Genomic DNA, 26,819 nt, shown 5'->3' with positions numbered 1-26,819 from the left:
TCCGGGGAAGCCGTGTTTCGCGCTGGGCGGTCGCCCCCCCGCCGCAGCCTGCCCTACCCGCAGCCGGTGAGGCTCGCCTCCGGCAGGGGCCTCGAACGGTTTCCGCCATTCAGGATGGCCGGTGCCGACTGATCGCAATCGCCGTCGTCGCCCGCGAGCACCGCGGGCGGCGAGAGGAGCCGTCGCCGGGGCTCCTGCGGCGAGACAGAGCCGAACTGGACGTCCCAGGAGCCGCCTCGCCGGGTGAGGAAGACCGCGCTCAGGGGTGGCACGACGAGGTGCCAGAAGGTCCTTGCCGGTACGGCCAGCGCGTGAATGAGCGCGGCCCGGACCACGGCTGCTTCGGTGACGGCCACCGCGTGGCCCGTGTCGGGCGCCACGCTGTTCAGCCAGTCCGCCGATCGGCGACAGAGCTGGCGTACGGACTCCCCGCCGTGCGGCACGGCATCCGGATCCGTGAACCAGGCGGTGAACCCGTCGGGCTCGGTCGCGGCGATTTCGCGGACGGTGCGACCGCTCCACCTGCCCACGTCGAGATCGCGCAGCATGGGCTCGGACGACGCCGCCGCCAGGCCGATGGCGTCAGCGGTCTGCGAGCAACGGACCGAGGGCGCCCGTACGGCCGGCCCGTCGGGAGAGAACACTGCTCTCGCGGCGCTTGCCAGACGCAGGCCGCGCTCGCTCAGGGGAGCGTCGCCGAGGAGCGGATCCAGAGTGGCGTCACCGCCGGGCGAGCACACGAACGTCAGGTGGATCGACATGGGAACCGACCTCCCTCTTGGCCCGGAGTGGCTTTGCGCGGTGTGAGGCCCACGCGAGGATCACTCGATCGGCCGATCGAAGCACCGGTCGCTTCGCTGCCACGTCGTGCCTCACGTGCTCCACAGTCGGTGCAAGCCCCCCGGCCGCACCATCCGCCAGGTGTCCGAAACCACCCGGCCGACCGGCCGGCCCGCCCCCGCACCCCGGCCGACCCCCGCGGCGCTCAGCGGTTCCGCTCAAGGGGCAGTTCGAGGCGGAGCTCGTAGCCCCCCTCGGCCGTGGGGCCGGAGGTGACGGTGCCGCCGAGGAGCTCCGCCCGCTGGGCCAGGCCGACCAGGCCGTGGTGGGCGCTCGGCAGCGCGACCGCATGTCGCGTGGGAGCGGTGTTGGTGACGGTGGCGTGGACGGCACCGTCCCGGTGCGTGAGACGGACGGTCACTCCGGCGCCGGGGGCGTGCTTGCGGACGTTGGTCAGTGCCTCCTGGACGGTGCGGTAGACGGCACGCTGGACCGTGGGCGGAAGCTCCGCGGTCAGATCCGTCTCCAGCTTCGCTTCGATACCGCTCGCCTCGACCAGGTGCTCCAGGCCGGCCAGTGAAGGCTGCGGGGTGAGTTCCGTGGGCCTGCTGCCGGAGGCCCGCAGCACGCCGACCATGTGCCGCAGCTCCTCCAGGGTCTGCACGCTCAGCCGGCGGATCGTGGCCGCGGCCTCCCTCGTCTCCGCGTCCGGGCCACCCACCTGGAGCGCTCCGGCCTGTACGGCGATGAGACTGACCTGGTGGGAGACCACGTCGTGCATCTCCCGGGCGAGCTGGGCGCGCTCCTTCGCCAGCACGCTCTGGGCGGTCAGCAGCCGCTCCTGCTCGCGGGCCTCGGAGATGTCGGCGAGCCGCAGCGACAGCTCGCGCCGGGCCTGGACGAGCTGGCCCAGGAAGACGGGAGCGGCAGCGGTGGCCAGGGTGTAGCTGAGGTGGAACAGGTTGTTCGTCTGGGACAGCTCGGTGGCGTCCAGGGACGACCACGGCCAGGGCAGGAAGTCGATGATCGCGTAGGTCAGCGCGCAGCCGGCCAGCAGGAGACGGTGGCGGTTGAGGGAGGAGAGCGTGTACAGCGCTGCCATGGGGGCGACCACCGCGTCGGTGACCAGGGCGGTGGGGAGCGTGAGGGCGAAGGTCGTCAGGGGCAGTCGGTGACGCAGCATCAGGACGAGGGCGCCGAGCCAGGCGCAGGTGGCGGTCGGCAGGTCCGCGACTTCGATGTGGGTCCACGCGTCCGCCAGCGCGATCGCGACGACGCCGAGGTCCAGGAGCACGGCCGACGGCCGCCGGGGGCTCACCGGGCGCCCTCGTCCTGGGAGGGCGTGAGCAGGCCCGCGCGCTCGGCGATCAGAGCCGCCTGGACGCGGCTGCTCACCCGCAGTTTGCCGAGCACGTTGGTGACATGACCCTTGATGGTGCCGGTGCTCAGGTGCAGCCGTTCGCCGATCTCGTTGTTGGCGAGTCCTTCGGCCATGAGGACGAGCACGGCACGCTCGCGCTCGCTGAGCCGGGCGGTGAGCCGGACGGCGGTGGGCTCGCGGACGCTGTTGTCGAGGTAGCCGCCCACCACCAGTCGAGTGACGCTGGACGACAGTACGGTCCCGCCCTCGGCCAGGGTGCGTACGAGGTGGGGAAGCTGCTCGGGGTCGGTGTCCTTGAGCAGGAATCCGGCGGCGCCCGAACGCAGCGCGGTCGCCACGTATTCGTCGGTGTCGAACGTGGTGAGCATCGCGACCACCGGAGCCTCCGGCATACGGCCGAGCTCGGCCAGAATCGTGAGCCCGTCCACGTCCGGCATCCGGATGTCGAGCAGGACGACGTCGGGTCCCAGCTCCCGCACCGCCTGGACGGCCTGGCCACCGGGCACCGCCGCGACCACCTCGATGTCGTCCGCCGTTTCGAGGATGTGTGTGAAACCCGTACGGATCAGGGCTTCGTCATCGACCACCAGTACCCGGACCACGTGCGCTCCGCTCCTCGCCTGCCCGGTCGATGCGTACCCCCGCGGCGGCCCTCCCCTCGGCGGCCGGCACACAGAACCCGCCGGTTGGCGGCGCTCCCTCAGCCGGTCGGCGGCGCCGCCTCAGCCGGTCGGCGGGCCGCCCGCCACCCGCTCACCGCGCCGGCGGCAGGCGCGCGACCGCGGCGAACAGCGCTCCCGGCGGGCCCGTGGCGCAGCCAGGACCTCCCCCCTCGCCTCACTACGCTGAGCGAGGGGAGTCCACACGGCCCAGGACAGATCGGGAGACCATGGCCCTCGACCTCGACATCGACCGCATCCGCCGGCTCATCGGCGAAGGTGTCCGCGACAAGGTCTACCCCGGCGCCGTCTGGGCCGTCGGCGACCGTTCCGGAAACAGGGTCATCGGCACCCCGGGCGTCCCGGATCCGGACCGGCCCGGCGAACCGATGCGGCACGACACCGTCTTCGACGTCGCCGGCCTCACGGCGATCCTCGCGGTGTGGCCGTCCGTCGGATCCCTCGTCGAGGACGGCAAGCTGCACCTCGACGAGCAGCTGGGCGATCTCTGGCCCGAAGTGGGCGACCACCCCCTGGGCCGGGTGACCACACGTCACCTGCTCACCCATACCGCGGGCGTCCCGCTCCGGGCCGACCTCGTGAACCTCTACGGCACCGACCCCCAGGACATCCGCGACGGCGTCCTCCACGAAGCCGTGCGCCGTCCGCCCGGCGAGGCCGTGGAGTACACCGACCGCGCCGCCCTCGTCCTCGGCTACCTCGCCGAAGAGCTCTCCGGCCAGAGCCTCGACGTCCTCGCGAGCACCGGCGTGTGGCAGCCCCTCGGCATGACACGCACCTGCTACGGCCCGCTGCCCGACGAAGCGGCCGCCCGCTGCGCGCCGACCGGGCTCGACGACATCACGGGGGCCCGACTGAGGGGCACCGCCCAGGACTTGTCGGCGCGCCTGCTCGGCGGAGTCTGCGGAATCTCCGGAGTGTTCTCCGCCCTCCCCGATCTCGCGGCCTTCCTCTGCCACCTGCTGCAGCCGCGGCAGGACCGCGGGCAACCGGGCTTCGGCCCCGCCTGGATCCAGGAGTCGCTGCGGATCCAGACCGGCGAACTCACCCCCGCCGGCGGGCTGTTCTGGCACCTCGCCCCGGGAACCGCCCCCGGGACCGACGACATCTGGGTGCACCACGGCTCCCCGGGAACAGGGGTATGGCTCTCCCCCAGGCAGGGCCGCTGGGCCGTCCTGCTGACCAACACGCTCTACTACCCCGGGGACCACGGACCCCTCATCCACCTCCGCGACACATTCCGCTCACTCGCCTTCGCCTGACGGCGCACCGCGAGCGCAGCAAGCCGCCGCACCCCTTCCCGACCCGCTCCACCGCGGGCCAGGAAGAGATACGGCGGCATCCGCGTGTCAGATGTCCCGGAAGAGACCAGCGAACGCGGTGACCTGCCGCGATGAGTGGCCTATCGTCGCTGACCTGACCCTATGAGGGCCGGGCCCCCTTCCGTGTCCATCTGGGCGATACGTATCGTCCGGGTATCAGCGGGCTCGGGAAGGAGGCCCTCAATGTCTGTCTACGTCATGAGACGGCCCTCCGCCGCGCTCGATGACCTGACTGAGCAGCCCCGGCCCCCGGACCACGGTCATGGCGCCGACCACACCGGCCAGACGCCGAATGGGTGCATGTGAACTCCACGCCGACCACGCCGTCCCGGGAGCCAGTCCCACGCGAACGACCAGTGCCCAACCAGAACTTCACCGCAGGAAAAACCAACGGCCCTGGGCTGTGGGGACTTCCGTCACACCGAAAACCCGAGGTCACGGACCCACTATGGGCTTGACGAGCCCGGCCCTCATGGGTGCTGCAGGGCCTGGCGGCCTGCGCGACCTGCGGATACGGCTACTACCGCACCTCGACCGGCACCACCAACAAGAAGATCTACTACTACCGGTGCCTGGGTTCGGACGACTACCGCTACGAGAACGGACGTGTCTGCACCAACAAGCCGGTCCGCGCCGACTACCTCGACACTCTCGTCTGGGACCACATCACCGGCCTCCTCACCGACCCCGCTCTCATCCACACCGAGATCGACCGTCGACTGGAACAGGCCCGCACCGCCGACCCGGTCCGACGCGAACGCGCCCGCCTGGAAACCGCCCTGGCCGCAGCCACCCGCCCGCGAAGCCAGCCTGCGCAGCCAACTCGACGCGCTGCAGGCCCAGCTCGCCGGCCGCGACGCCTACCTCAAACTCGCCCACGACCTTGAGGGCTTCCTCTCCCAGCTGCACACCGGCGTGAGGACGGCCGACATCCCCGAGCGTCAGCGCGTGCTGCGGCTTCTCGTGCAAGACGTCCTCGTCGGCCCGGAGAAGATCACTATCCGGCATCGCATCCCGATCCGGAAGCACACGCCAACCGACCACGGTCAGTCACCAGACTCCGACGCCGAGGGTGACATGCACCTGGGTTATCTATTGCGTTGGAGGCGTGGCCTCCCCGATCCTGTCCAACATCTTACCTGTACAAGTTGGACGAGTTCGTAGAGACAGTACTGATACCGGAGTACACCCGGGGGGGAGCGTCGGGCCCGTAACCCGGCATATTTGGAGTTGCAGAGTCTGCTACGGATAGTCTGTCAACGAATGATCCGCATTATCGGAGGCTTCGTTACACCCGTTACGTGGACGATCATCTCCTTGGTTTCACCGGACCACGAGCCGAGGCCGAGCGGATCAAGCGATGTCTGGCGAAGAAGACCGACCGCTACCGACGGGTCAACGGCTAGATCGCCCTTCGTGTCCCCCGGGACGTGATCAAAGCCAAATACGTGCCCTATCTCGCCCGCGGAAAGCCCGCGAAGCGAAAGGACCTCATCAACAGCACCGATCACGCGATCGTTGCCACGTTCGGGTCCGTTTACCGGGGCATCGTCCAGTACGCTCAAGACCCTCGCAGCAAAGCACCGTTCGACCGTGCCGAAGGTGGCCGCCAAGCACAAGACCAGAATCGACACAGAACACGGGACCCGAATCTGTTTCGAGGCCCGAATCGAGCGGCCGCTGGTGGCACGGTTCGGAGGAATCCGCCTTTATCGACAGCGGTCGGCGAAGATTGTGGACCGCCGGCCGGTCTGGCTGGTCTATCCGCACAAAGCGCTCGTCACACGGCTCTTGGCGGACACCTGCGAGATCTGCGGGAGCACTGGTGATGTCACGGTGCATCACATCCGTGCCCCTGCCGACCTCGCTCATGCCGGATGGCCGCCGTCCGACGGGGCGCGCGCGTCATGCTCGACCGGCGCCGCAAAACGGTCGTGGCCTGCGATACCTGTCACGACCGCATCCACGAGGCACAAACGGCCAGATCATTCACGCCGTATTCACTGGAGAGCCGGCGGATAGCGAAAGCGTCAAGTCCGGTTCGGCGGGAGGCCACAAGGAAAAAGGAGCTGCCACGGCAGACACCTCGCCGCGCGGCCGACCCAACCGCCTGGCCGCCCATCATCAGCAGCGTCCTGCTCCAGCACGGCCGACATGAACCTGCCCGGCGTCTCCTCGACCAGCCGTATCAACCGGGCCCTCGCGGCCTCGACACGGGAGACGGACGCGCTGTCCCAGCCCAGCCCAGCACCACCGCCACGCGCCGGACACCCAGCCCATCGGCTCCCGCCTCCAGCGCGGCGACCGTCAACGCCTGGTAGTCCAACGACAGATCCCCGACACCGACCGCGTTCTCCCGGTGCGGCATTGCACGTCGCGGTCCGACCGGCTTCCTCCGCGACACTCCTACAGCCATCACGGCAGGCGCTTCGTCCTCGGCCAGCGCCTCCAGATACTGCTCCAGACCGATGACCCGGCGCCTGAGAACCTCTTCCGTATCGGCCAAGTCCGCCCGCACCCACGCCAGTTCGGCTTCGAGCTCCTCCACCCGCACCGCCGCGGCCTTGCGCCGTGTTTCCGGAACCGCCCGCATCGACGGCATCCTCCACCCCCACACCAATCCGACCGGCAACGAGCCGAGACTTCCATGACGGTTGCAATCCCATGCCTGACCAGCGGAATCCGCACACGGAGTTCGGAAAGAGAACGAATACTGAACCGTTGGGTTGTGTGGTGCGTTGGGTGGGCTGGGGGCGTGCTGGGCGTGATGTTGTTCGGTGCGGGTCCGGAGCCGGGTGAGGGAGAAGTCCATGGATCAGCAAACTGGCGTCAGCCTAACTGAGGACGGGATCTGGGCCCTGTACAGTCAGCAGGCGGACGGTTTACCCCCTCTGGTCCCCTACGGCGTGCTGCCAACACAATCCAGGAAGGGCGCGGGCGCATCGGAGAATGCGGCCCGGCGGCGGACGCACGATCTCCTCGATCCTAGGTACCGGGCGAGTGTTGCGGAGGTGGAGGTTCTGGGGCGAGCGGGGATTCCCTTGCTGTCACGGCCGGAGGGCGGTTTCCACATCGACCCGACGGTGCCGCGGGAGTCGGCGGGGGTTGAGCGCGCGACCAGCATCGCGATGCTGTACGGCCTGGCCCCGGGCAGCTCAGCCCTCGTCCCCCTCGGCATGCTGCCAACACGATTTAGGAAGGGTGCGGACGCATCGGAGAATGCGGCCCGGCAGCGGATGCACGATCTCCTCGATCCTGAGCACGGCCTGGCGAGTGATGGGGAGGTGGAGGTTCTGGGGCGAGCGGGGATTCCCTTGCTGCCACGGCCGAAGGGCGGTTTCCACATCGACCCGAGGGTGCGGCGGGTGAGTGAGGAAGCTGCTTCGTCGGCGCGGGTTGAGAGCGCGACCAGCATCGCGATGCTGTACGGCCTGGCCCCGGGCAGCTCAGCCTTTGTCCCCTACGGCATGCTGCCAACACAATCCAGGAAGGGTGCGGACGCATCGGAGAATGCGGCCCGGCACCGGACGCACGATCTCCTCAAATCTAAGTACCGGGCGAGTGCTGCGGAGGTGGAGGTTCTGGGGCGAGCGGGGATTCCCTTGCTGCCACGGCCGAAGGGCGGTTTCAACATCGACCCGAAGGTGCCGCGGGTGAGTGAGGAAGCTGCCTCGCTGGCGGGGGTTGAGCGCGCGACCAGCATGGCGATGCTGTACGGCCTGGCCCCGGGCAGCTCAGCCCTTGTCCCTTACGGCATGCTGCCAACACAATCCAGGAAGGGTGCGGACGCATCGGAGAATGCGGCCCGGCAGCGGACGCACGATCTCCTCCAACTTGAGCACCTGGCGAGTGCTGCGGAGGTGGAGGTTCTGGGGCGAGCGGGGATTCCCTTGCTGCCACGGCCGAACGGCGGTCTCCACATCGACCCGAAGGTGCCGCGGGTGAGTGAGGAAGCTGCCTGGTTGGCGCGGGTTGAGCGCGCGACCAGCATCGCGAGGCTGTACGGCCTGGCCCCGGGCAGCTCAGCCCTTGTCCCCTACGGCATGCTGCCAACAGTGTCCAGGAAGGGTGCGGACGCATCGGAGAATGCGGCCCGGCAGCGGATGCACCGTCTCCTCGATGCTACGAACCTGGTGAGTGCTGCGGAGGGGGCGGTTCTGAGGGGAGCGGGGATTCCCTTGCTGCCACGGCCGCAGGGCGGTCTCCACATCGACCCGAAGGTGCCGCGGGAGAGCAGTTGGAGGAGAGGGGATACGGTTCCGGTCCTGCAGTCCGGGCAGTCGGCCGCGGCTGATGCCCTCGCCTCGGCACCACCGACGACCACGGCAGACACATCAGCACCGCCCCCTCCCACCGGTACCGGTGCTGACGTGTCTGCCGTTACGGACACGCTCAGCGGATGGGGGCCCGACTGGGACACGCCGACGCTGATGTGGCAGAACACGCAAGCCGTGACGTGGCCCGACCTCGCAGCAGCAAACCCGCCCATGCCCTCCCAGGACGACCGCCCCACCCCCATCCTCGTCGGCGCCGGCCAGTACCTACCCCCCACCTGGACAGCATCCCGACAATCAGCCACCATCCCACCATCAACCACCCAATCCTCAAGCCCACCCCCCCGACCCACCAAACAACCAAGACGCTGACCCTCAGTTTGACCCTGTCGGAGATCTTGGAGTTGCCGAGGTCGGCTGCCCAGGGTTCGCCAGGACTTCGGCCGGGGTGGTTCGCGCTGGTCGAGGTAGTTCTGGAAACCGGTCGGCCGGCGGGGCGTGGATGCTTCCTCGGTCGGCGTCAGTCCGCTGTGACGCTCGATGTTGACGGCGATGGCGGTCAGGACGTGTTGATGTGGACCTGCCCCTGTCCCCGGTAGCGGCGCATGCCGTGGCCGTGAGCGAATTCGTTTGACGGCGCCTTCCACTCCGGAGCGAATCGAGCGTCTCCCTGGCCTGCTGGCTGGGGCACTCCGATCCCGGGTTCACACTGCGGAAGTACTCTCAGGGTGAGGGGCCCGTAGCCCACCGCGTGCCCAAAGTCCCAGAGAAGTCCCAGGAACGCCGCCGCATCCCATCCTGGCCCGCTGAATAGCAGGTCAGGATGGGTGCGGCGGCGTCCACGTGTCAAATGTCCCGGAAGATCTCGATCTGTGCCCCGATCGTGTTCAGGCGCTCCGCGAGGTCCTCGTAGCCGCGGTTGATGACGTACACGTTGCGCAGCACGGACGTGCCCTCCGCGGCCATCATGGCCAGCAGGACGACGACGGCGGGGCGCAGCGCCGGCGGGCACATCATCTCCGCCGCCCGCCAGCGGGTGGGGCCCTCGACCAGCACCCGGTGCGGGTCCAGGAGTTGCAGACGGCCGCCGAGGCGGTTCAGGTCGGTCAGGTAGATCGCCCGGTTGTCGTAGACCCAGTCGTGGATCAGGGTCTTGCCCTGCGCGGCCGCCGCGATGGCCGCGAAGAACGGCACGTTGTCGATGTTCAGGCCCGGGAAGGGCATGGGGTGGATCTTGTCGATCGGCGCCTCCAGCTTGGAGGGGCGGACCGTGAGGTCGATCAGGCGGGTACGGCCGTTGTCCGCGCTGTACTCGGGGCTGCGGTCGTGGTCGAGGCCCATCTCCTCCAGGACCGCGAGCTCGATCTCCAGGAACTCGATGGGCACCCGGCGCACCGTCAGCTCCGACTCCGTCACCACCGCCGCGGCCAGCAGGCTCATCGCCTCGACCGGGTCCTCGGAGGGGGAGTAGTCCACGTCCACGTCGATGTTCGGGACGCCGTGCACGGTCAGCGTGGTGGTGCCGATGCCCTCGACCTTGACGCCGAGCGCCTCCAGGAAGAAGCAGAGGTCCTGGACCATGTAGTTGGAGGACGCGTTGCGGATGACGGTCACGCCGTCGTGGCGGGCCGCGGCCAGCAGCGCGTTCTCGGTCACCGTGTCGCCGCGCTCGGTCAGCACGATCGGGCGGACGGGGCGGATCGAGCGGTCGACCTGCGCGTGGTACTGGCCCTCGGTCGCCGCGATGTCCAGACCGAACCGGCGCAGCGCGATCATGTGCGGCTCGATGGTCCGCGTGCCGAGGTCGCAGCCGCCGGCGTAGGGCAGCTTGAAGTGGTCCATGCGGTGCAGCAGCGGGCCGAAGAACATGATGATCGAGCGGGTGCGTACGGCGGCCTCGGCGTCGATCGACGCCATGTCGAGGTCGGCCGGCGGCACCAGTTCCAGGTCGACGCCGTCGTTGATCCAGCGGGTGCGCACGCCGATGGAGTTCAGCACCTCCAGCAGGCGGTACACCTCCTCGATCCGGGCCACCCGGCGCAGCACCGTGCGCCCCTTGTTGAGCAGCGAGGCGCACAGCAGGGCCACACACGCGTTCTTGCTGGTCTTCACGTCGATCGCGCCGGACAGCCGACGGCCGCCCACCACCCGCAGATGCATCGGGCCCGCGTAGCCCAGTGAGACGATCTCGCTGTCCAGGGCTTCACCGATTCGAGCGATCATCTCAAGGCTGATGTTTTGGTTGCCGCGCTCGATGCGGTTGACAGCGCTCTGACTGGTGCCGAGCGCCTCCGCCAGCTGTGCCTGTGTCCAGCCGCGGTGTTGCCGGGCGTCACGGATGAGCTTGCCGATACGTACGAGGTAGTCGTCTGACATGAGGCCGAGGTTATCTCAGATATGAGATGGCGCCTGTTGGGGGGTCTGTTCGGGTGACGTCGTGTCAGCGACAGTACCCGTTCGGCCCCTCGGCACTCCCTCCGTTTCCCGCAAAGGGGAGGTGAGAGAACGTCAAGGCGGTTCCCAGCATTTGGTCAGAAATCCCGGAGACCGTTGTCCTGGGCAATTTCCTCCGTACGCTGTTCTTGCGGCCGCACCCAACGCATGGCACGTGTCACCAGACTCAAGTCGGAGGTACGGAAAATGCCCCAGGCGGCCATCGAGACACCGCTCTTCGTCGGAACTCTGGAAGCCCCCAGGATCACCCCGCTCGGCTCCCTCGACGCCGATCGCGGCGCGGCCGGAACTCCGGTCGAGGGTGAGCACCCCAAGCCGTTCCTCGCGATCATCTACAACGGAATCTGATACACGCCCCGTTGTGCGAAGGGCTGCCGCCGGAGCGCCGCTCGAAGGTGTTCCGGCGGCAGCCGCCCCGAATTCCCGCAGCTACAACCCACAATAACCACCATGGGGATCGCATATGTCTCGAAGGATATGGGTGGCGGAAGGCGTGGCGAGCGACGGCGACGTCTACGGCCGCGCGCTGAAGATCCCGGACGGGAAACCGGAGCCCGGCGGGGACGCCGGAGGGGGTGTGGGGCGGCGGACGCCGTCGGTCCTCAAGAGCCGTCTGGGCGACATCCCGACCTGCCCGTGCCTGGCCGCGCTCGTGCCCGATGCGTGACGGGCTGCTGGCCAACCTGGGCGTGATCTTCGGAGGTCAGGACGCCGGAATCCTGACCGACGACCCCGGGCTCGCGGACTGGCTCACGGAGCACGGGGCGCCGGCCTCGACGTTCGACGGGGTGCTGGGCGGACGCGATCCGGCGCCGCCGCGGGCGGTCGCGGTGCCACTGGACTACGGCCGGCTGCCGTCCCGCCGGGCCCTGCGCGACATCTTTTCCAGAACCAGTGTGCTGTGGGTCCCGCTGGCTTCCTTCTCCGCCGATCCACGGGTCGCCAGATACGGTCTGGAAAGACTTTCGGAGATCGATGTGCCGGGCTGTATCGCGGCGAACCGCCGGATCATCTCCCAACTTCTCCTGGCCTCCGACGAAGTGCGTATGACCGGCCCCGGAACCGATATCACCATCCGTCTTCCGGAGGACCTCCAGCTTTCCAGCCGAACCCGTCCCGAACTTCTCCCCGACGAACACTCCACCATCGGCAACTACTTCGAAGTCGCCATGTCGCCGACCGATCTTGCGGGGCGGGTCGACACCGAACTCACGGTCTCCGGAACATTGCGTGTGGATTCCGTACTCGTCGCGAAACACCGTGAACTGCAGGGCGCCCGCGCCGGTCAATTCAGGGCCGCCGCCGAAATAGCGGAGGAGATGCGGAGATCCTGCCCGCTGCAGGTGCGGATCCAGGACAACCGGTTCGTCGACGGGTTCGGCCCGTTCGCCGGAGGCATCGACGCCACGAGCGGGCCGGAGTACCGGGGGGCGGTCACCGAGGTCGCCATCGGCACCGGCGTGCTGTCCGCCGACCGGGTGGACTGGAGCGTGAACTGCCTGCTCAACGAGGGTGCCGCCGGGGTCCATCTGGGCGTGGGCAACGGCCTGACCGGCATGCACTTCGACTTCATCTCGCGGGAGGCCCGACTTGACACCCTCTGACACGTTTTCCGGCGCGCCGACGATCCGCCTCGTGGGTTCCCTGCACCTGAGGCCGGAGCCGGACGGCGGTGCCCGGGTGATCGACGACACCACGTTCACCGCCGCCCAGGTGAACACCTCGGCCCGCATCCTCCTGGAGGCCCTGCGCGAACCCCGCACCGAACAGGAACTCGTGACCACCCTCGCCCTGGCCGCCGACTGCACCCCGGCCGAGGCCACCGCCCCGGTCGCCCGCCTCCTGGCCGACCTCACCGCCTACGGCTGGATCGAGCCGGCGCCCCGCACGGACTAGTCCGCCCCGACATCCTTCGCGCGCACGGCAGCCATGCACGGGAGCCGTGGGAGTCGTACCGGACCACGACAGGGCGCGGTCCGGGCATGACCATCCGGCGCCCGTGTACTAGAGTTATCTCGACATCGAGATATCTGCCAGGCGCACCGCGGCCGCCGACCCGGTAAGGGTTACCTAACTTAGCCTTGCCTTAGTGGGACGGGCAAGTCGGTGTGGCGGCAGGATGCGGTGGTACGCGCACATCAATGAAGGAGACTGTCGTGTCGGCGAACAGCTTCGACGCCCGCAGCACGCTGCAGGTGGGCGACGAGTCGTACGAGATCTTCCGGCTGGACAAGGTGGAAGGCTCGGCTCGCCTTCCGTACAGCCTGAAGGTGCTGCTGGAGAACCTGCTCCGCACCGAGGACGGCGCGAACATCACCGCCGACCACATCCGCGCCCTCGGCGGCTGGGACTCCCAGGCCCAGCCGTCGCAGGAGATCCAGTTCACGCCGGCCCGCGTGATCATGCAGGACTTCACCGGTGTCCCCTGTGTCGTGGACCTCGCCACCATGCGTGAGGCCGTGAAGGAGCTCGGCGGCGACCCGGCGAAGATCAACCCGCTGGCCCCGGCCGAGCTGGTCATCGACCACTCCGTCATCGCCGACAAGTTCGGCACCAACGACGCCTTCAAGCAGAACGTCGAGCTGGAGTACGGCCGCAACAAGGAGCGCTACCAGTTCCTGCGCTGGGGCCAGACCGCGTTCGACGAGTTCAAGGTCGTACCCCCGGGCACCGGCATCGTCCACCAGGTGAACATCGAGCACCTGGCCCGCACGGTCATGGTGCGGGGCGGGCAGGCCTACCCCGACACCCTGGTCGGCACCGACTCGCACACCACCATGGTCAACGGCCTCGGCGTGCTCGGCTGGGGCGTCGGCGGCATCGAGGCCGAGGCCGCGATGCTCGGCCAGCCGGTCTCCATGCTCATCCCGCGCGTCGTCGGCTTCAAGCTGACCGGTGAGCTCAAGCCCGGCACCACCGCCACGGACCTCGTGCTCACCATCACCGAGATGCTGCGCAAGCACGGCGTCGTCGGCAAGTTCGTCGAGTTCTACGGCGAGGGCGTCGCCGCCACGAGCCTCGCCAACCGCGCCACCATCGGCAACATGTCGCCGGAGTTCGGCTCCACCGCCGCGATCTTCCCGATCGACGACGAGACCCTGAACTACCTGCGCCTGACCGGCCGCTCCGACCAGCAGGTCGCGCTCGTCGAGGCGTACGCCAAGGAGCAGGGCCTCTGGCTGGACCCGAAGGCCGAGCCCGACTTCTCCGAGAAGCTGGAGCTGGACCTGTCGACGGTCGTCCCGTCGATCGCCGGCCCGAAGCGCCCGCAGGACCGTATCGTCCTCGCCAACGCCGCCCAGCAGTTCGCGCTCGACGTCCGCAACTACGTCGACACCGCCGACGAGGCCGGCAAGGAGTCCTTCCCGGCCTCCGACGCCCCCGCCTCCATCAACGGCGTCCCGTCCAACCCGGTCACCGTGACCGCCCCCGACGGCACCACGTACGAGATCGACCACGGCGCGGTCACCGTCGCGGCCATCACCTCCTGCACCAACACCTCGAACCCGTACGTCATGGTCGCCGCCGCGCTGGTGGCCAAGAAGGCGGTCGAGAAGGGCCTGACCCGCAAGCCCTGGGTCAAGACCACCCTCGCCCCGGGCTCCAAGGTCGTCACCGACTACTTCGAGAAGGCGGGCCTGACCCCCTACCTCGACAAGGTCGGCTTCAACCTGGTCGGCTACGGCTGCACCACCTGCATCGGCAACTCCGGCCCGCTGCCGGAGGAGGTCTCCAAGGCGGTCAACGACCACGACCTCGCGGTCACCTCGGTCCTCTCCGGCAACCGGAACTTCGAGGGCCGGATCAACCCCGACGTCAAGATGAACTACCTGGCCTCCCCGCCGCTGGTCGTCGCGTACGCCCTCGCGGGTTCCATGAAGGTGGACATCACCAAGGACGCCCTCGGCACCGACCAGGACGGCAAGCCGGTCTACCTGTCGGACATCTGGCCGACCGAGGCCGAGGTCAACGACGTCGTCGCCAACGCGATCGGCGAGGACATGTTCAACAAGTCCTACGCCGACGTCTTCGCCGGCGACGCCCAGTGGCAGTCCCTCCCGATCCCGACCGGCAACACCTTCGAGTGGGACGCCGAGTCGACCTACGTCCGCAAGCCCCCCTACTTCGAGGGCATGCAGCACGAGCCGGCCCCGGTCACCGACATCGCCGACGCCCGCGTCCTGGCCAAGCTCGGCGACTCGGTCACCACCGACCACATCTCGCCCGCCGGCGCCATCAAGGCCGACACCCCGGCCGGCAAGTACCTCACCGAGCACGGTGTGGAGCGTCGTGACTTCAACTCCTACGGCTCCCGCCGAGGCAACCACGAGGTCATGATCCGCGGCACGTTCGCCAACATCCGCCTGCGCAACCAGATCGCGCCGGGCACCGAGGGCGGCTACACCCGCGACTTCACCCAGGCCGACGCTCCGGTGGCGTTCATCTACGACGCCTCCAGCAACTACATCGAGCAGGGCATCCCGCTGGTCGTCCTGGCCGGCAAGGAGTACGGCTCCGGCTCGTCCCGCGACTGGGCCGCCAAGGGCACCGCGCTGCTCGGCGTCAAGGCCGTCATCGCCGAGTCGTACGAGCGCATCCACCGCTCGAACCTCATCGGCATGGGCGTCCTCCCGCTGCAGTTCCCGGAGGGCGCCACCGCCGAGTCCCTCGGCCTGACCGGCGAGGAGACCTTCTCCTTCACCGGTGTCGAGGAGCTCAACAACGGCACCACCCCGCGCACGGTCAAGGTCACCACCGACACGGGCGTCGAGTTCGACGCGGTCGTCCGGATCGACACCCCCGGTGAGGCCGACTACTACCGCAACGGCGGCATCATGCAGTACGTGCTGCGCAACCTGATCCGCAAGTAAGCGGTACGGAACGGCAGTCGAGGGCCGCCTCCCCGGTACGCCGGGGGGTGCGGCCCTTCGCCGTACCCGGACCCGGTACGGCTACACCCAGCCCCGCTGGGCGGCCCGCGCCCCCAGCTGGAACCGGCTGGCCGCCCCCAGCCGCTCCTGCAGCTCACTCACCCGCCGCCGCAGCGTCCTGAGGCTCACCCCCAGGTGGCGGGCCACCGCCTCGTCCTTCATCCCGGCCGACAGCAGCCTGATCAACGTCTGTTCGCCACCGGAGAGTTCACCGTCGCCGACCGGCTGGCCGAGCGGCATCGCCTGCTGCCAGGCCAGTTCGAAGAGTTTCTGGAGGGCCTCGGTCACCGCCGAGTGCCACACCACGACCGCGCAGTACCCGCCCGCCTCGGACGCGGTCAGCGGGAGCATCGCCCGGCATCCGTCGACCACCAGCAGTTTGAGGGGCACGGACGGCAGCACCCGTGCCTGTTCGCCGAGTTCCGCCATCGTCCAGGCGCGCGCGAGGACCTTCGGATCCTCCAGGGCGGTCGCCGAGTAGACCCCGCGGGAGACGATCCCGCGCCGGAGCAGATCGGCCTGGAGATCCACCTGCGGGGCGGGCGGGGCGAGATACGGCGGCGTGTCGAAGAGACACACCTCGTACTCGGCGCGCGCGTACAGCTCCTCCAGGCGGGCCGCGATGGCGCCCTCGCCGGAGGCGACCTCGACCAGCCGGGACGGCTCCTCCCGCAGCAGTCCCGCCTCGTACGCGGTCGCCATCTCCTCGGCGGTGGCGGCGAGCAGTTCGGACTCCGTCTCGCGCCGCCGGATCAGCGCGCGGATCGCCACCCGTGGGTCCACCGCCCGTAACCCGCCCATGGAGTCGGGCTCCTGGAGCAGACCGAGCCCGAGCAGCCGGTTGCAGGACTCGCGGACCTGGGCCGGGGACGCCCCGGCCAGCAGCGCCCAGCCGCCCGCGCCGATATCGGGCTGCTGAAGGATCGTCCGGTACACCCGCTCGTCGAACGCGGAGACCCCCACCACGGCCCAGGGGCTCGCGGCAGGGGTCTGTCTTGCCGGGTCGTGTGCCGTGTTCACCATGGCCCGGTACGGTAGACGATCACTGTTAAGGCCCGTCGAACCGATCCGGGCGATGACTCACTTCAAGCCGCGTCGTTCACTTCAGGCCGAACGCCCGCAGCACGGTCTGGTCGATCCGGTTGCCGTCCTTGTCGGTGGCCTGTACCCGCAGCGACACGGACGCCGAGCCCTTCGCGGGCTTGAACCGCGCCTCGCCGTGCCTGACCGTCACCTCCTTCCAGGACGTGCCGTCGTCGTAGGAGACCCACGCCTTCAGACCGCATGCCCTGACGTTCCCCAGCTGATCGGTGACCGAGAGGCCCACCACCGACTCCCGTCCGCCGTCGGCACGGTTGAGGAGGTCGAGCCCCTTCGGGACGATGCCGACGCTGAGCAGCGGCAGCGCCGTCGCGGTGTCGGTGTGCGCCGAGGCGAAGGACCACTCGGTGTGCGTGCTCGTGGAGTACACGGCCCAGTCGGGGTGGCGTTGTACGTCCAGGACGAAGCGGTACGAGGCCTTGTCCGCCGGTACGTCGAAGGTGCCGTAACCGCCGAGCGCCGAGTTGCCGACCGCCTGCCCGTTCGCGTACAGCGTGCCCTTCGCGGTGTTCTGGATGCCGTCCACGGCTCCGTAGTGACCCGGTGTGGAGTCGGTCAACTCCGGTATCCGCAAGGTGAGTTTGTCGCCGGTGCGCTGGGAGGTGCCGTACTCCTCGCTGGACGCCGGGCGGACGACCTGACGCAGCCAGTCCTCGGAGGGCTCGGTGATCGCCTTGTCGTAGGTCTTCAGGGGGCTCCACTCGCCCAGGAGCGCCGTCGAGTCGGGGTAGACGGCGTGCCGGGTACGGGTGTCGGGGTCGGCGTAGTAGTACTCGGTGCGCTTGATGCCGAGCTGCAGGTACTTGGGGTTCTCGATGCTGAACTTCTGCCAGGGGCGGAACGTGTACAGACTGTCCATGCCTATCCCGCCGGCCGTGCCCCCGTAGTAACGGGCCGTCTTCCTCGCCGTGTTGGAGTCGTCCAGACGGTACGTCTGGTCCGCCGAGATGGAACCGCTCTGCGCGGCGAGCAGGTTGTAGACGTACGGACTGACCGGTGTGCCGCCCAGCTTCATCATGACCCTCTTGCCGGTCTGCAGCAGACCGGTGAGTTCGGCACCCTCCTCACCGGTGGCGATCATCGTCGGGACGGTGGTGGCCTTGTCCACGGCCTCGATCCAGAAGCCGGGTGTCTTGCGGTACACGATGAGGTAACCCGCGCCGGCCTTGGTCGCGTTGTCCAGGGCGCTCTGCGCCCGCTCGGTGGAGCCGACCCCGACCACCGCGACCTTGCCCTTGACGTCGAGCCCCGCGAAGTCGGCCGCGGTACCGCCGCCCGCGTCCACCGCCTGCACGGTGTGCTCACCGCTGATCTTCAGCGGGAAGCCGTTGTAGGTCTGCGAGTAGTAGAGCGACGACAGTGACGTCTTCTCCGGACTGGTGACGCTCGCCGTCAACTCCTTGGCGTACAGGCGGAACTTGGCGGAGAACTCCAGGGTTCCCTCGGTGACCTTCGGGGTCGGCGCCACATAGATGTGGTCGGTCCACCAGCCCTGGCTGTACGTCAGCCCCCAGGCACCGCCCGGCCCTTCGCGGTGCCAGGAGGTGGTGAAGCCCTGGAACTCGGAGTCCTCCTTGGTCTTCGGCTTGATCTCCACGGCCTTGCGGGCGTCGAGGACGACCTCGGTGTCCCCGTTCACCTTGATCTCCGGATTGCCGACGACCGAGGTGCCGACGGGTGCCCCGCCCGCGTCGCGGTCCGGGATCCAGGTCGCGATGGAGTAGGTACCGGCCGGAACCTGCCAGGTCCAGCCCGCGCCGACGAAGCCGTACTCGTCGGGGTAGGCGCCGTTCAGTTCCTGCAGCGTGTAGAGCGAGGCGCCGGTGGACGGGTTGCCCTCCCGGTTCACGAGGGACACCTTCAGGTCGTACGTCTTCGGCGCCTTCTCGAAGCCGACGCCCGTGGTGACCTGGATGCCGTCGGCGGTCGCGGTGACGTAGCCGGTGTAGCGGCCCTGGGCCTCCTGCGCAGGGTCGACGGCGACCGGAACCGTGGCGCTGCCGTTCGCGGGCACCGTCACCGTGCCGGCGCCCAGCGCGAGGTCCGCGAGGCTCGACGCGACCTTCAACTCCACTGCATTGCCGGTGGTGTTGGTGTAGGTGATGTCCTTGGTGACGACATCGTTGTCGCCGTCCTCGAACTTGCCGAAGCTCAGTGTCGGGGTCGCGAAGACGCCCTGCTGCACCGCCCGTACGGCGTCGACCCGGCCGTCGCCCTGCTCGAAGGCGGTGGCGTCGGTCATGGTCTTCGCGGTGCTCGCCAGGTCCGCCTTGATCTGCTGGCCGGTCCAGTCGGGATGCGCCTCGGCCACCAGTGCCGCAGCGCCCGCCACGTGCGGGGTCGCCATCGACGTACCGCTCGCCGTCGTGTAGTAGTCGTTCACCGGGGTGCCCATGCTGGTCCCGGCCGCGCGGGCCGCCGTGATGTTCACGCCCGGCGCGGTGATCTCCGGCTTGACCGCGTAGTCGCCGGTGCGCGGGCCGCGGCTGGAGAATGGGGCCAGGTTGTCGGACTTGTCGACCGCGCCGACCGTCAGCGCCGAGTCCGCGATGCCGGGGGTGCCGACGGTCTGGTCGGACGGGCCGGTGTTGCCCGCCGCGATCACGAAGAGGGTGCCCGTGGCGGCGGACAGCTCGTCGACGGTCTCGCTCATTACGTCCGAGGGACCCGAGGCCGTGCCGCCCAGGGACATGGAGACGATCTTCGCGCCCGAGTTCGCCGCCCACTCCATGCCGGAGATGATCCAGGACTCCTGGCCCGAGCCCGTGTTGTCGAGCACCTTGCCGATCAGCAGCTGCGCGCCCGGCGCCACGCCCTTGTACTTCCCGTCCGAGGCGGCGCCCGAGCCGACGATCGTGTCGGCGACGTGGGTGCCGTGGCCGAAGCCGTCCTGCACGGTCTCGTCCGGCACGAAGCTCTGTGCGTCGGCGATCTTCCCGGCGAGGTCGGGGTGGCCGGTGTCGACGCCCGTGTCCAGGACCGCGACCTTGACGCCCGTGCCGTCGTAGCCCGCCTTCCACACCTCTGGCGCGCCGATCTGCGGCACGCTCTGGTCGAGCGACACCTTCACCCTGGCGTCGAGCCAGATCTTCTCGATGCCGTCGCCCAGCTGCCTCGCGGCCTTCGCGGTGGGCTCGGTGCCGACGGCGGGGGCGACGTCCGCCCAGAAGGCGGTCGACTTCTTCGCGGTCAGCGCGGCACCGGCGATCCCGGGCAGCGCCAGCGTGCGGCGTGCACCCTCGGGGACCTCACTGCCCTTCTTGTACGTCGCGATCACCGGGGTGGCGCCGGTCCTCGCGTCCGTGTACCCCTGCTTCACCAACTGGGTGACGTTGAACAGGGCCGGGTCGAGACGGCCCGACTGGAGCAGCGGGATCGCGTCCGACGGTACGACGCTGACCTCGCCGTTCTTCTCGCTGGACAGGAACGTGACGGCCTCACGGCCCTTCCCGCGCCGGACGTCGACGCCGTACCGGCCGTCCGCCGCGGCGGTGAGCGTCACGGTGTCGCCGGTGACGAGGGTGACGGTCTGTGTGCTCGTGGCGCCGGACGCGGTGACGCTCCGGGTGTCCGTGGCGGCCGCTTTGGCGACCGGGGACACGGGACCGGCCGCGGCGGGGACAACAGCCCCCGCGAGCAGCCCGGCCGCTCCTGCCACGGCCCAGAGGGCGTGGAGTCTTCGCATGTGTGGACTTCCTCCCCTGAACGCTGAAACACTTCCGGCCCGGTGGGCGGAAGCCAGTGATCAGAGTGGGCGCCGCGGGGAAAGCGGCTCAAGGGATTCCTGTGGCCGAGGCGTGCCAATGCCCGCTTCGGCCACGGCGGTCGGCGCTGAACGGTGCGCCTCGGGCCGGAACGGCGGCCGGTTCTGGACGCTCCGGCGCGGAACGCCGTCCAGGCATGCGGCCCAGTCACATGGCTGTGGCCCAGTCGGAGCACAGGATTCCCTCAGCGGACCGGGACAGTATCGAGACATGTCTGGCACCTCCGCGTCCCGAACCGGCCGAGTCCGCGTACTGATCGTCGACGACGAGCCCGGTCTCACCGAGCTGCTCGCCGCCGCCGTCGCGGACGCGGGCTGGTGCCCCTACCCGGCCCTCGACGGACAGACCGGACTGCGGCTGGCCCGCGGCTGCGCCCCGCACGCGGTGGTGCTCGACGGCATGCTCCCCGACCTCGACGGCCTCCAGGTACTGCGCAGACTCCGCTACGAGATGCCGAAGCTGCCCGTCCTGATGCTCACCGCCCGCGACGCCGTCGAACACCGGATCGACGGCCTGGAGGCCGGGGCCGACGACTACGTCACCAAGCCCTTCTCCCTGGAGGAGGTCGTGCTGCGGCTGCGCGGACTGCTGCGCCGGGCCGGCACCGAACAGACCCCCGCCGACGACCCCGTACGCGTCCTCGGCGACCTGGTGCTGACCGCCGAGTCCCGGGAGGTGCAGCGGGCCGGCACCCCGATCAAGCTCACCGCCAAGGAGTTCGACCTGCTCAGCCTGCTCCTGGACCATCCACGTCAGGTGCTGAGCAAGGCCCAGATCCTCGACCACGTCTGGAGCACGTCCTTCGACGCCGGCGGCAACCTCGTCGAGGTGTACATCTCCAGCCTGCGCCGCAAGATCGACCGCGGCCGCGCCCCGATGATCCACACCGTGCGCGGCATGGGATACGTCGTACGACCCGTGGAGGACGGCAGATGACCGCCCGGTTGCGGAGCCGGTCGCTGCGTACGCGACTGCTCGTCTTCATCACCGCCGTCCTCGTCTGCGTCTGCGCGGCGATGGCCCTGACCACCGTCCTCGCCCAACGCGCCTATCTGATGGGCAGCCTGGACAACCGGGTGAGCGACGCGGCCGAGCGCGGGGTGGGCGGCGCCGCCCTGCACCCCGAACTCACCCGCGATCTGACCTTCATCCACGAGAGCGGCCAGCCGGCCGGCATGCTCGCCGCCCGCCTCGACGCCCAGGGCAACATCCTGAGCGCGGCCGTCGTCACCCGGGACGCGCCCCCGACCTCGCTCACCACCGCCCAGACCGCCGCCCTCAAGGGCATGGCCCAGGACGGCTCCACCCACACCCGCCAGGTCCCCGGCCTCGGCACCTACCGGGTCACCGCCCTGAACGCGAGCGGCATCCGGGTCCTGGCCGGCCTCCCCATGGACGACGTGCTGGACACCATCAGCGGCCTGGTGGAGGTCGAGATCGCGGTCGCGGCGGTCGGCCTCACGGTCGCGGGCTGTGTGTGCGCCGTGGTCATACGACGGCAGCTGCGCCCCCTCGGCCGGGTCGCCGCCACCGCCGTCGAGGTCTCCCACGCGCCCCTCGGCCACGGCCAGGTGGCCGGTCTGACCCGGGTGCCCGAGCGGGACACCGACCCCGGCAGCGAGGCCGGCCAGGTCGGCGCCGCCCTCAACCGCATGATCGACCATGTCGAGGCGTCACTGGCGGAGCGCCAGCGCAGCGAGGAACAGGTACGCCGGAGCGAGGAGCGCATGCGCCGCTTCCTGGCCGACGCCAGCCATGAACTGCGCACCCCGCTCGCCTCGATCGCCGGGTACGCCGAGCTGATGAACCGCGGCACCGACCGTATCGAACCCGGCCTCGCCTGGCGCCGCGTCAACGCCGAATCGGCCCGCATGCGCAGCCTCGTCGAGGACCTCCTGCTCCTGGCCCGCCTCGACGAGGGCCGCCCGCTGCAGTCCACCGAGGTGGACATGGCCGCGCTGGTCGCGGAGGCGGTGTGGGACGCGCGGGCCGCCGGCGCCGGACACCACTGGCAGCTCGAACTCGGCCCGGGCGAACCGGCGCTGGTCCTCGGCGACGAGGCCCGACTGCACCAGGTGGTGGCCAACCTGCTCGCCAACGCGCGGGTCCACACCCCCGCGGGTACGACGGTGACCGCCACGGTCGAGGCCACCGCCACCACCTGTGTGATCCGCGTCCGCGACGACGGACCGGGTATCGCGCCCGGCCTCCTCCCCACCGTCTTCGAACGCTTCACCCGGGCGGACACCTCCCGCACCCGTGCCGGTGTCCTGGAGGGCGGCTCGGGCCTCGGCCTCGCCATCGCCTCGGCCATCACCTCGGCCCACGGCGGCCACCTCGACGTACAGAGCACGCCGGGCCGCACGGAGTTCACCCTCGAACTCCCGGTCACCGAACTCCCGCCGACCGGCACGGCGATGCGCGCCCGCCCGGCGCCGGTGTAGGAGAGCGGCGCCGGTCAGTCGTCCGGGGCCGTGTCACGCACCACATGGTCCGTGGCCTGGACCCGGTACAGGACCACGCCGTGCGGCGGGACGTCGGCGGCGATCCGGCCCGGGGACCCGGTCAGCCGGTGGCTCCACAGGTCCCGCAGGGCGTAGCCGCGCGCCGAGGGCAGCCCGAGCGCGGCGGCGCTGGTGGCGACCTCCCGTGCAGTCGCGCCGGTGTTGAACAGGCCGACGACGACATCCCCGTTCGGCTCGGTCTTGGCGAACACCTGGGAGTCCGCGTCCTCGGACATCCGCTCGGCGTCGATGCCGTCCTGGTCGACCGCGAGGACGTCGGTGTTCGTCAGCAGGGCGAGGTCGGCCGGGGCGAGGTGGGTGAGGTCGGTGCCGAGGACGAGCGGGGAGGCGGCCAGCGACCACAGGCTCAGCTGGGTCCTGCGCTCGTCCGGGGTCAGGCCGTCGTGGTCGCCGTTGCCGATCTCGAGGGAGTCGTAGTCGTTGTGGCCGCCGGGACCGCCGTACGGCGCCCACGCGGCGACCTGGCCGAACCGTGAGGCGACCTTGTCCCAGGTGGTCAGCGGGTAACTGCTGTCGTCGGGGCCGCAGTAGCACTCGATGTCGCCGCCGGTGCGCCAGCCGTTGGACAGCTCGGCCCAGGTGGCCGCCCCGTCGATGCCGAGGCTGTTGGAGAGCTCCAGGTGGATGGGGCGACCGGTGTGCCGCAGGGCGTCCGACCAGGCCCGGATGTCCTGTTCGTCGCGGGTGCCGACGCCGTCGATCTTGAGATAGTCGACGCCCCAGCCGGCGAACTGACCGGCCCAGGAGTCGATGAACGCCTGCGCGCCGGGCTTGGCGTAGTCGATGCCCACCATGCCGCCGCAGTTGTAGTTCTTCTCCTTCGCGGCGGTGGCGATGTCCCGGGCGTGGTAGGGCGTTCCCCGGATCTCGGTGTTCCGCCGGACCGCCTGCCGGGAGATACCGGGCGTGACATACAGCCCGAACTTCAGCCCGAGGGAGTGGACATGGTCGGCGACGACCTGGATGCCGTTCTCACCGCGGGCGGCCGGGAACTTCACCGGGTCGGTGACCCAGCGGCCGTACCTGTCGACGTCCGGACCCCGGCTGCCCGGGCACTCGTACCAGAAGTCGTCGACGTTGACATAGACGAACCCGTTCTTCGCCAGTCCGCTGTCCTTCAGGGCCTTCGCCTGTGCCTCGATGGTCCGCGCGGTCGGATCGCGGCGGACGAAGCTCCAACTGCTCCATCCCAGCGCGGGCTTCAGCCCGAGACCATTGCCGTAGGCCCGCGCCGACTGACCGTCCGACGTGAGGATTCCGGTGACGAGCAGCAGCGCCACGCCGAACGCGGCCGGCACGGCGCGGATCCGTCTTCTCATGCGTATGCGTACTTCCTCGCCGGAAGGTCGGGGTCCGGCTCGGAAAACATCAGGAACCAACCCCACGGACGCGTCAAGTGAACACGACCGACCCCGGGGCCGCCCACCCGGCCCCGACGACACCGGCGCCCTGCTCCTGCTGGAGTTCACCGAAGCCCCACCGTGCGTACTCGGCCGGCTCCTCGTCGCGGCGATCAGAATCCGACGAGGGCGTCGAGGTCGATCTCGACCGGGAACGGCAGCTCAGTGATGAGCTTGCCGTGATGCACCGGGTGCATGGGGGCGGGGATGTAGGTGAGAGTGTCGGCGTTGAGCCAGTATTCGTGCACTTCCAGCCTCCCGGCGCGGTCGAGTTCGACGCGCCAGTAGCACGGAACCCTGGCCGCGGCGAACTGCGCGGGCTTGCTCACGCGGTCGTCGCGACGGGAGCCGGGGGAGACGACCTCGACAACAAGGGCGAGATGAGTCGTCGGGACGCACTCCAGATCAAAGAAGTTGAGATTCCGAGGGTCGAAGACGATGGCGTCCGGTTTGACGACGTTCTGGTCGTCCACCATCACGCACTGCTCCATCACCACCTCGTATGGCTCGGTGCACGCATCCTCCAGGGCGCGTGCAACCCTGTCCCGTACGCGGTTGTGCCAAAACCTGGGCTGCCCTTTGACCACGATCCATCCGTCCACGAGTTCCCAGTCGAAAGGCAGCTCCAGGTCTTTGACCTGATCGAATGTCCAGCCGTCAGCAGGCGGGAACATCCAGTTGTCCTCGTTGGCCGGCCCCTGCTGGCGTGTCGTCATCACTGCTCCCATGGGCGAGAGTGTGGACGCTGTTACGCGTCGTGATCCTCTGTACGAAGGTATCGCCACTCGAAGCGGTGAAGCCATGCCGCGCCGTTTACAGCCGCCCCCGTCCGCGCTAGCTTCACGGATGAGTGGGGTGGGAGCGCTCCCATATAGCACCGGCGGACCGGAACCCGCCGAGGCGCGGGGCCCGCTCCCATCCCGCCATCGTCGCCATGACCCGCGCACGACCGTTCACCCCACACAGAGGTTGAAGTGTCATGCATATGACAATCCATAGGTCTTCGTACCGCCCGAGGCTTCCCCGATTACCCCTCCCCACCCGGGGCCGGGCCCTCTTCCTCACTCTTCTCGCGCTCCTCACCACCGTCCCCGCCCTCGCCCTGATCCTGGCCGCCGGCACCCCGGCCCAGGCGCACGGCACCCCCATGAAGCCGGGCAGCCGTACCTTCCTGTGCTGGCAGGACGCGCTCACCGACACCGGTGAGATCAAGCCCGTCAACCCGGCCTGCAAGGCGGCGCAGCAGGTCAGCGGGACCACGCCGTTCTACAACTGGTTCTCCGTGCTCCGCTCGGACGGCGCCGGCCGCACCCGCGGCTTCGTCCCCGACGGCGAGCTCTGCAGCGGCGGCAACCCCAACTTCACGGGCTTCGACCTGCCCCGTGACGACTGGCCGGTCACCCACCTCACCTCGGGTGCGACCGTCGACTTCTCCTACAACGCCTGGGCGACGCACCCGGGTTGGTTCTACGTCTACGTCACCAAGGACGGCTACGACCCGACGAAGCCGCTCACCTGGGACGAGATGGAGGACACGCCGTTCCTGACCGTCGACCACCCGCCGCTCAACGGCACCCCGGGCACGGTCGAGGCCAACTACTCCTGGACCGGGACCCTCCCCGCCAACAAGACGGGGCGGCACATCATCTACATGGTGTGGCAGCGCTCGGACAGCACGGAGACCTTCTACTCCTGCTCGGACGTCGTCTTCGACGGCGGCAACGGCGAGGTCACCGGCATCCACGACCCGGGCAACCCCACCCAGCCCCCGCCCGGCACCTGCACCGCCACCCGGACCACGACCAACAGCTGGCCCGGCGGCTACCAGTCCGAGGTCACCGTGACCAACAGCGGTGACGTGGCGATGCTCGGCTGGATGGTCGACTGGACGCTCCCGGGCGGTCAGTCTGTGGCCAGCCTCTGGAACGGCAACGCGACCTACAGCGGACAGGACGTGATGGTCCACAACGCCGACTGGAACGGCTCGCTGAGTCCCGGGCAGAGCACCACGTTCGGCTACGTCGTTCAGGGCGACGGCGGGGACAGTGCAACCGGCCTGCCCTGTCAGGTCGGTTGACACGGATGACGCGCTCTGGGCGGACCCGGTGTCGGTGCACACCGGGTCCGCGAGCCGGGCAGGCGAGGGGGGTGGGTGGCCTGTCCGGGTGGGAGTTGCTCGACAGTGCGACAACGTTGTCTGATGGTCT

At 69.4% G+C, this 26,819-nt stretch carries 20 protein-coding genes and 1 pseudogene; 11 read left to right on the top strand and 10 right to left on the bottom strand.

Going from position 1 to position 26,819, the window contains the following annotated elements; genetic code table 11:
- Positions 1-53: 53 nt before the first annotated feature.
- From AB0D85_RS37055 to AB0D85_RS37045, 3 genes are all read right to left on the bottom strand, one after another.
- Entirely contained in the window at positions 54-761 is a 708-nt protein-coding gene (locus AB0D85_RS37055) for a histidine phosphatase family protein (protein WP_362330236.1), read from the bottom strand.
- Between the two features lie 224 nt (positions 762-985).
- On the bottom strand, positions 986-2,098 hold the full coding sequence (locus AB0D85_RS37050; protein ID WP_362330235.1) for a histidine kinase: 1,113 nt from the start codon (positions 2,096-2,098) through the stop codon (positions 986-988).
- The gene (locus AB0D85_RS37045) at positions 2,095-2,763 is read right to left on the bottom strand and encodes a response regulator transcription factor (protein ID WP_362330232.1); all 669 of its coding nucleotides are present in this window, start codon (positions 2,761-2,763) and stop codon (positions 2,095-2,097) included. The genes AB0D85_RS37050 and AB0D85_RS37045 overlap by 4 nt, the downstream gene beginning before the upstream one ends.
- Positions 2,764-3,050: 287 nt before the next feature.
- Here AB0D85_RS37045 and AB0D85_RS37040 point away from each other — a divergent pair, with 287 nt between their 5' ends.
- Positions 3,051-4,103, top strand: a complete 1,053-nt coding sequence (locus tag AB0D85_RS37040; protein WP_362330229.1) for a serine hydrolase domain-containing protein — start codon at positions 3,051-3,053, stop codon at positions 4,101-4,103.
- A 536-nt stretch (positions 4,104-4,639) separates the two neighbouring features.
- Complete coding sequence (locus AB0D85_RS37035) at positions 4,640-5,050, top strand: zinc ribbon domain-containing protein (RefSeq protein ID WP_362330226.1); 411 nt, start codon at positions 4,640-4,642, stop codon at positions 5,048-5,050.
- Between the two features lie 369 nt (positions 5,051-5,419).
- On the opposite strand, the gene AB0D85_RS37030 is transcribed toward AB0D85_RS37035, so the two are convergent.
- Both AB0D85_RS37030 and AB0D85_RS37025 read right to left on the bottom strand, forming a co-directional pair.
- The gene (locus tag AB0D85_RS37030) at positions 5,420-5,776 is read right to left on the bottom strand and encodes a hypothetical protein (RefSeq protein WP_362330223.1); all 357 of its coding nucleotides are present in this window, start codon (positions 5,774-5,776) and stop codon (positions 5,420-5,422) included.
- Between the two features lie 417 nt (positions 5,777-6,193).
- Positions 6,194-6,756, bottom strand: a pseudogene (locus AB0D85_RS37025) (hypothetical protein).
- Positions 6,757-6,973: 217 nt separating this feature from the next.
- Between AB0D85_RS37025 and AB0D85_RS37020 the strand changes: the two are divergent.
- Positions 6,974-8,809 carry a hypothetical protein gene (locus AB0D85_RS37020; RefSeq protein WP_362330220.1) on the top strand — a complete coding sequence of 612 codons (1,836 nt, stop codon included), beginning with the start codon at positions 6,974-6,976 and terminating at the stop codon, positions 8,807-8,809.
- 474 nt (positions 8,810-9,283) lie between these two features.
- Here the strand turns inward: AB0D85_RS37020 and AB0D85_RS37015 are convergent, their stop codons facing one another.
- Positions 9,284-10,813, bottom strand: coding sequence for a UDP-N-acetylglucosamine 1-carboxyvinyltransferase (locus AB0D85_RS37015; RefSeq protein ID WP_362330217.1), 1,530 nt, complete (start codon positions 10,811-10,813; stop codon positions 9,284-9,286).
- A gap of 264 nt (positions 10,814-11,077) precedes the next feature.
- Between AB0D85_RS37015 and AB0D85_RS37010 the strand changes: the two genes are divergently transcribed.
- The 5 genes from AB0D85_RS37010 (at position 11,078) to acnA (ending at position 15,762) form a co-directional block, all read left to right on the top strand.
- A complete protein-coding gene (locus AB0D85_RS37010) occupies positions 11,078-11,239 on the top strand; it encodes a hypothetical protein (protein WP_362330214.1) in 162 nt (53 codons plus the stop codon).
- 115 nt (positions 11,240-11,354) lie between these two features.
- Positions 11,355-11,558, top strand: a complete 204-nt coding sequence (locus tag AB0D85_RS37005) for a hypothetical protein (protein ID WP_362330211.1) — start codon at positions 11,355-11,357, stop codon at positions 11,556-11,558.
- Positions 11,551-12,495, top strand: a complete 945-nt coding sequence (locus tag AB0D85_RS37000; RefSeq protein WP_362330208.1) for a hypothetical protein — start codon at positions 11,551-11,553, stop codon at positions 12,493-12,495. Before AB0D85_RS37005 ends, AB0D85_RS37000 begins: the two co-directional genes overlap by 8 nt.
- A gap of 31 nt (positions 12,496-12,526) precedes the next feature.
- Positions 12,527-12,787 carry a PqqD family protein gene (locus AB0D85_RS36995; RefSeq protein WP_362330205.1) on the top strand — a complete coding sequence of 87 codons (261 nt, stop codon included), beginning with the start codon at positions 12,527-12,529 and terminating at the stop codon, positions 12,785-12,787.
- A gap of 260 nt (positions 12,788-13,047) precedes the next feature.
- On the top strand, positions 13,048-15,762 hold the full coding sequence (acnA, locus tag AB0D85_RS36990; protein WP_362330201.1) for an aconitate hydratase AcnA: 2,715 nt from the start codon (positions 13,048-13,050) through the stop codon (positions 15,760-15,762).
- Positions 15,763-15,843: 81 nt separating this feature from the next.
- On the opposite strand, the gene AB0D85_RS36985 is transcribed toward acnA, so the two are convergent.
- Both AB0D85_RS36985 and AB0D85_RS36980 read right to left on the bottom strand, forming a co-directional pair.
- The gene (locus AB0D85_RS36985; RefSeq protein WP_362330198.1) at positions 15,844-16,845 is read right to left on the bottom strand and encodes a helix-turn-helix transcriptional regulator; all 1,002 of its coding nucleotides are present in this window, start codon (positions 16,843-16,845) and stop codon (positions 15,844-15,846) included.
- A gap of 76 nt (positions 16,846-16,921) precedes the next feature.
- Positions 16,922-20,608, bottom strand: a complete 3,687-nt coding sequence (locus AB0D85_RS36980) for a S8 family serine peptidase (RefSeq protein WP_362330195.1) — start codon at positions 20,606-20,608, stop codon at positions 16,922-16,924.
- Positions 20,609-20,897: 289 nt separating this feature from the next.
- Here AB0D85_RS36980 and AB0D85_RS36975 point away from each other — a divergent pair, with 289 nt between their 5' ends.
- Together AB0D85_RS36975 and AB0D85_RS36970 are read left to right on the top strand one after the other, a co-directional pair.
- The gene (locus tag AB0D85_RS36975) at positions 20,898-21,623 is read left to right on the top strand and encodes a response regulator transcription factor (protein WP_362330192.1); all 726 of its coding nucleotides are present in this window, start codon (positions 20,898-20,900) and stop codon (positions 21,621-21,623) included.
- Positions 21,620-23,131, top strand: a complete 1,512-nt coding sequence (locus tag AB0D85_RS36970; RefSeq protein WP_362330189.1) for an ATP-binding protein — start codon at positions 21,620-21,622, stop codon at positions 23,129-23,131. The genes AB0D85_RS36975 and AB0D85_RS36970 overlap by 4 nt, the downstream gene beginning before the upstream one ends.
- A 14-nt stretch (positions 23,132-23,145) precedes the next feature.
- Here the strand turns inward: AB0D85_RS36970 and AB0D85_RS36965 are convergent, their stop codons facing one another.
- Both AB0D85_RS36965 and AB0D85_RS36960 read right to left on the bottom strand, forming a co-directional pair.
- Positions 23,146-24,531 carry a glycoside hydrolase family 27 protein gene (locus tag AB0D85_RS36965; RefSeq protein WP_362330185.1) on the bottom strand — a complete coding sequence of 462 codons (1,386 nt, stop codon included), beginning with the start codon at positions 24,529-24,531 and terminating at the stop codon, positions 23,146-23,148.
- A gap of 194 nt (positions 24,532-24,725) precedes the next feature.
- Positions 24,726-25,340, bottom strand: a complete 615-nt coding sequence (locus tag AB0D85_RS36960; protein WP_362330182.1) for a Uma2 family endonuclease — start codon at positions 25,338-25,340, stop codon at positions 24,726-24,728.
- Between the two features lie 257 nt (positions 25,341-25,597).
- On the opposite strand from AB0D85_RS36960, the gene AB0D85_RS36955 reads away from it, so the two are divergent.
- Positions 25,598-26,689: a lytic polysaccharide monooxygenase gene (locus AB0D85_RS36955; protein WP_362330179.1), complete on the top strand. Its 1,092-nt coding sequence runs from the start codon at positions 25,598-25,600 to the stop codon at positions 26,687-26,689.
- Positions 26,690-26,819: the final 130 nt, after the last annotated feature.

Source organism: Streptomyces sp. NPDC048277 (genome assembly GCF_040652235.1).
Lineage (GTDB): Bacteria > Actinomycetota > Actinomycetes > Streptomycetales > Streptomycetaceae > Streptomyces.
The sequence above is the reverse complement of the archived record's forward strand: the minus strand, read 5'-3'. Positions and strand labels throughout refer to the sequence as shown.

Coding starts and splice junctions, on each gene's coding strand:
- AB0D85_RS37055 (WP_362330236.1), bottom strand. CDS start 761: ATGTCGATCCACCTGACGTTCGTGTGCTCGCCCGGCGGTGACGCCACT.
- AB0D85_RS37040 (WP_362330229.1), top strand. CDS start 3,051: ATGGCCCTCGACCTCGACATCGACCGCATCCGCCGGCTCATCGGCGAA.
- AB0D85_RS37020 (WP_362330220.1), top strand. CDS start 6,974: ATGGATCAGCAAACTGGCGTCAGCCTAACTGAGGACGGGATCTGGGCC.
- AB0D85_RS37015 (WP_362330217.1), bottom strand. CDS start 10,813: ATGTCAGACGACTACCTCGTACGTATCGGCAAGCTCATCCGTGACGCC.
- AB0D85_RS37010 (WP_362330214.1), top strand. CDS start 11,078: ATGCCCCAGGCGGCCATCGAGACACCGCTCTTCGTCGGAACTCTGGAA.
- AB0D85_RS37005 (WP_362330211.1), top strand. CDS start 11,355: ATGTCTCGAAGGATATGGGTGGCGGAAGGCGTGGCGAGCGACGGCGAC.
- AB0D85_RS37000 (WP_362330208.1), top strand. CDS start 11,551: ATGCGTGACGGGCTGCTGGCCAACCTGGGCGTGATCTTCGGAGGTCAG.
- AB0D85_RS36985 (WP_362330198.1), bottom strand. CDS start 16,845: ATGGTGAACACGGCACACGACCCGGCAAGACAGACCCCTGCCGCGAGC.
- AB0D85_RS36980 (WP_362330195.1), bottom strand. CDS start 20,608: ATGCGAAGACTCCACGCCCTCTGGGCCGTGGCAGGAGCGGCCGGGCTG.
- AB0D85_RS36975 (WP_362330192.1), top strand. CDS start 20,898: ATGTCTGGCACCTCCGCGTCCCGAACCGGCCGAGTCCGCGTACTGATC.
- AB0D85_RS36970 (WP_362330189.1), top strand. CDS start 21,620: ATGACCGCCCGGTTGCGGAGCCGGTCGCTGCGTACGCGACTGCTCGTC.
- AB0D85_RS36965 (WP_362330185.1), bottom strand. CDS start 24,531: ATGAGAAGACGGATCCGCGCCGTGCCGGCCGCGTTCGGCGTGGCGCTG.
- AB0D85_RS36960 (WP_362330182.1), bottom strand. CDS start 25,340: ATGGGAGCAGTGATGACGACACGCCAGCAGGGGCCGGCCAACGAGGAC.
- AB0D85_RS36955 (WP_362330179.1), top strand. CDS start 25,598: ATGACAATCCATAGGTCTTCGTACCGCCCGAGGCTTCCCCGATTACCC.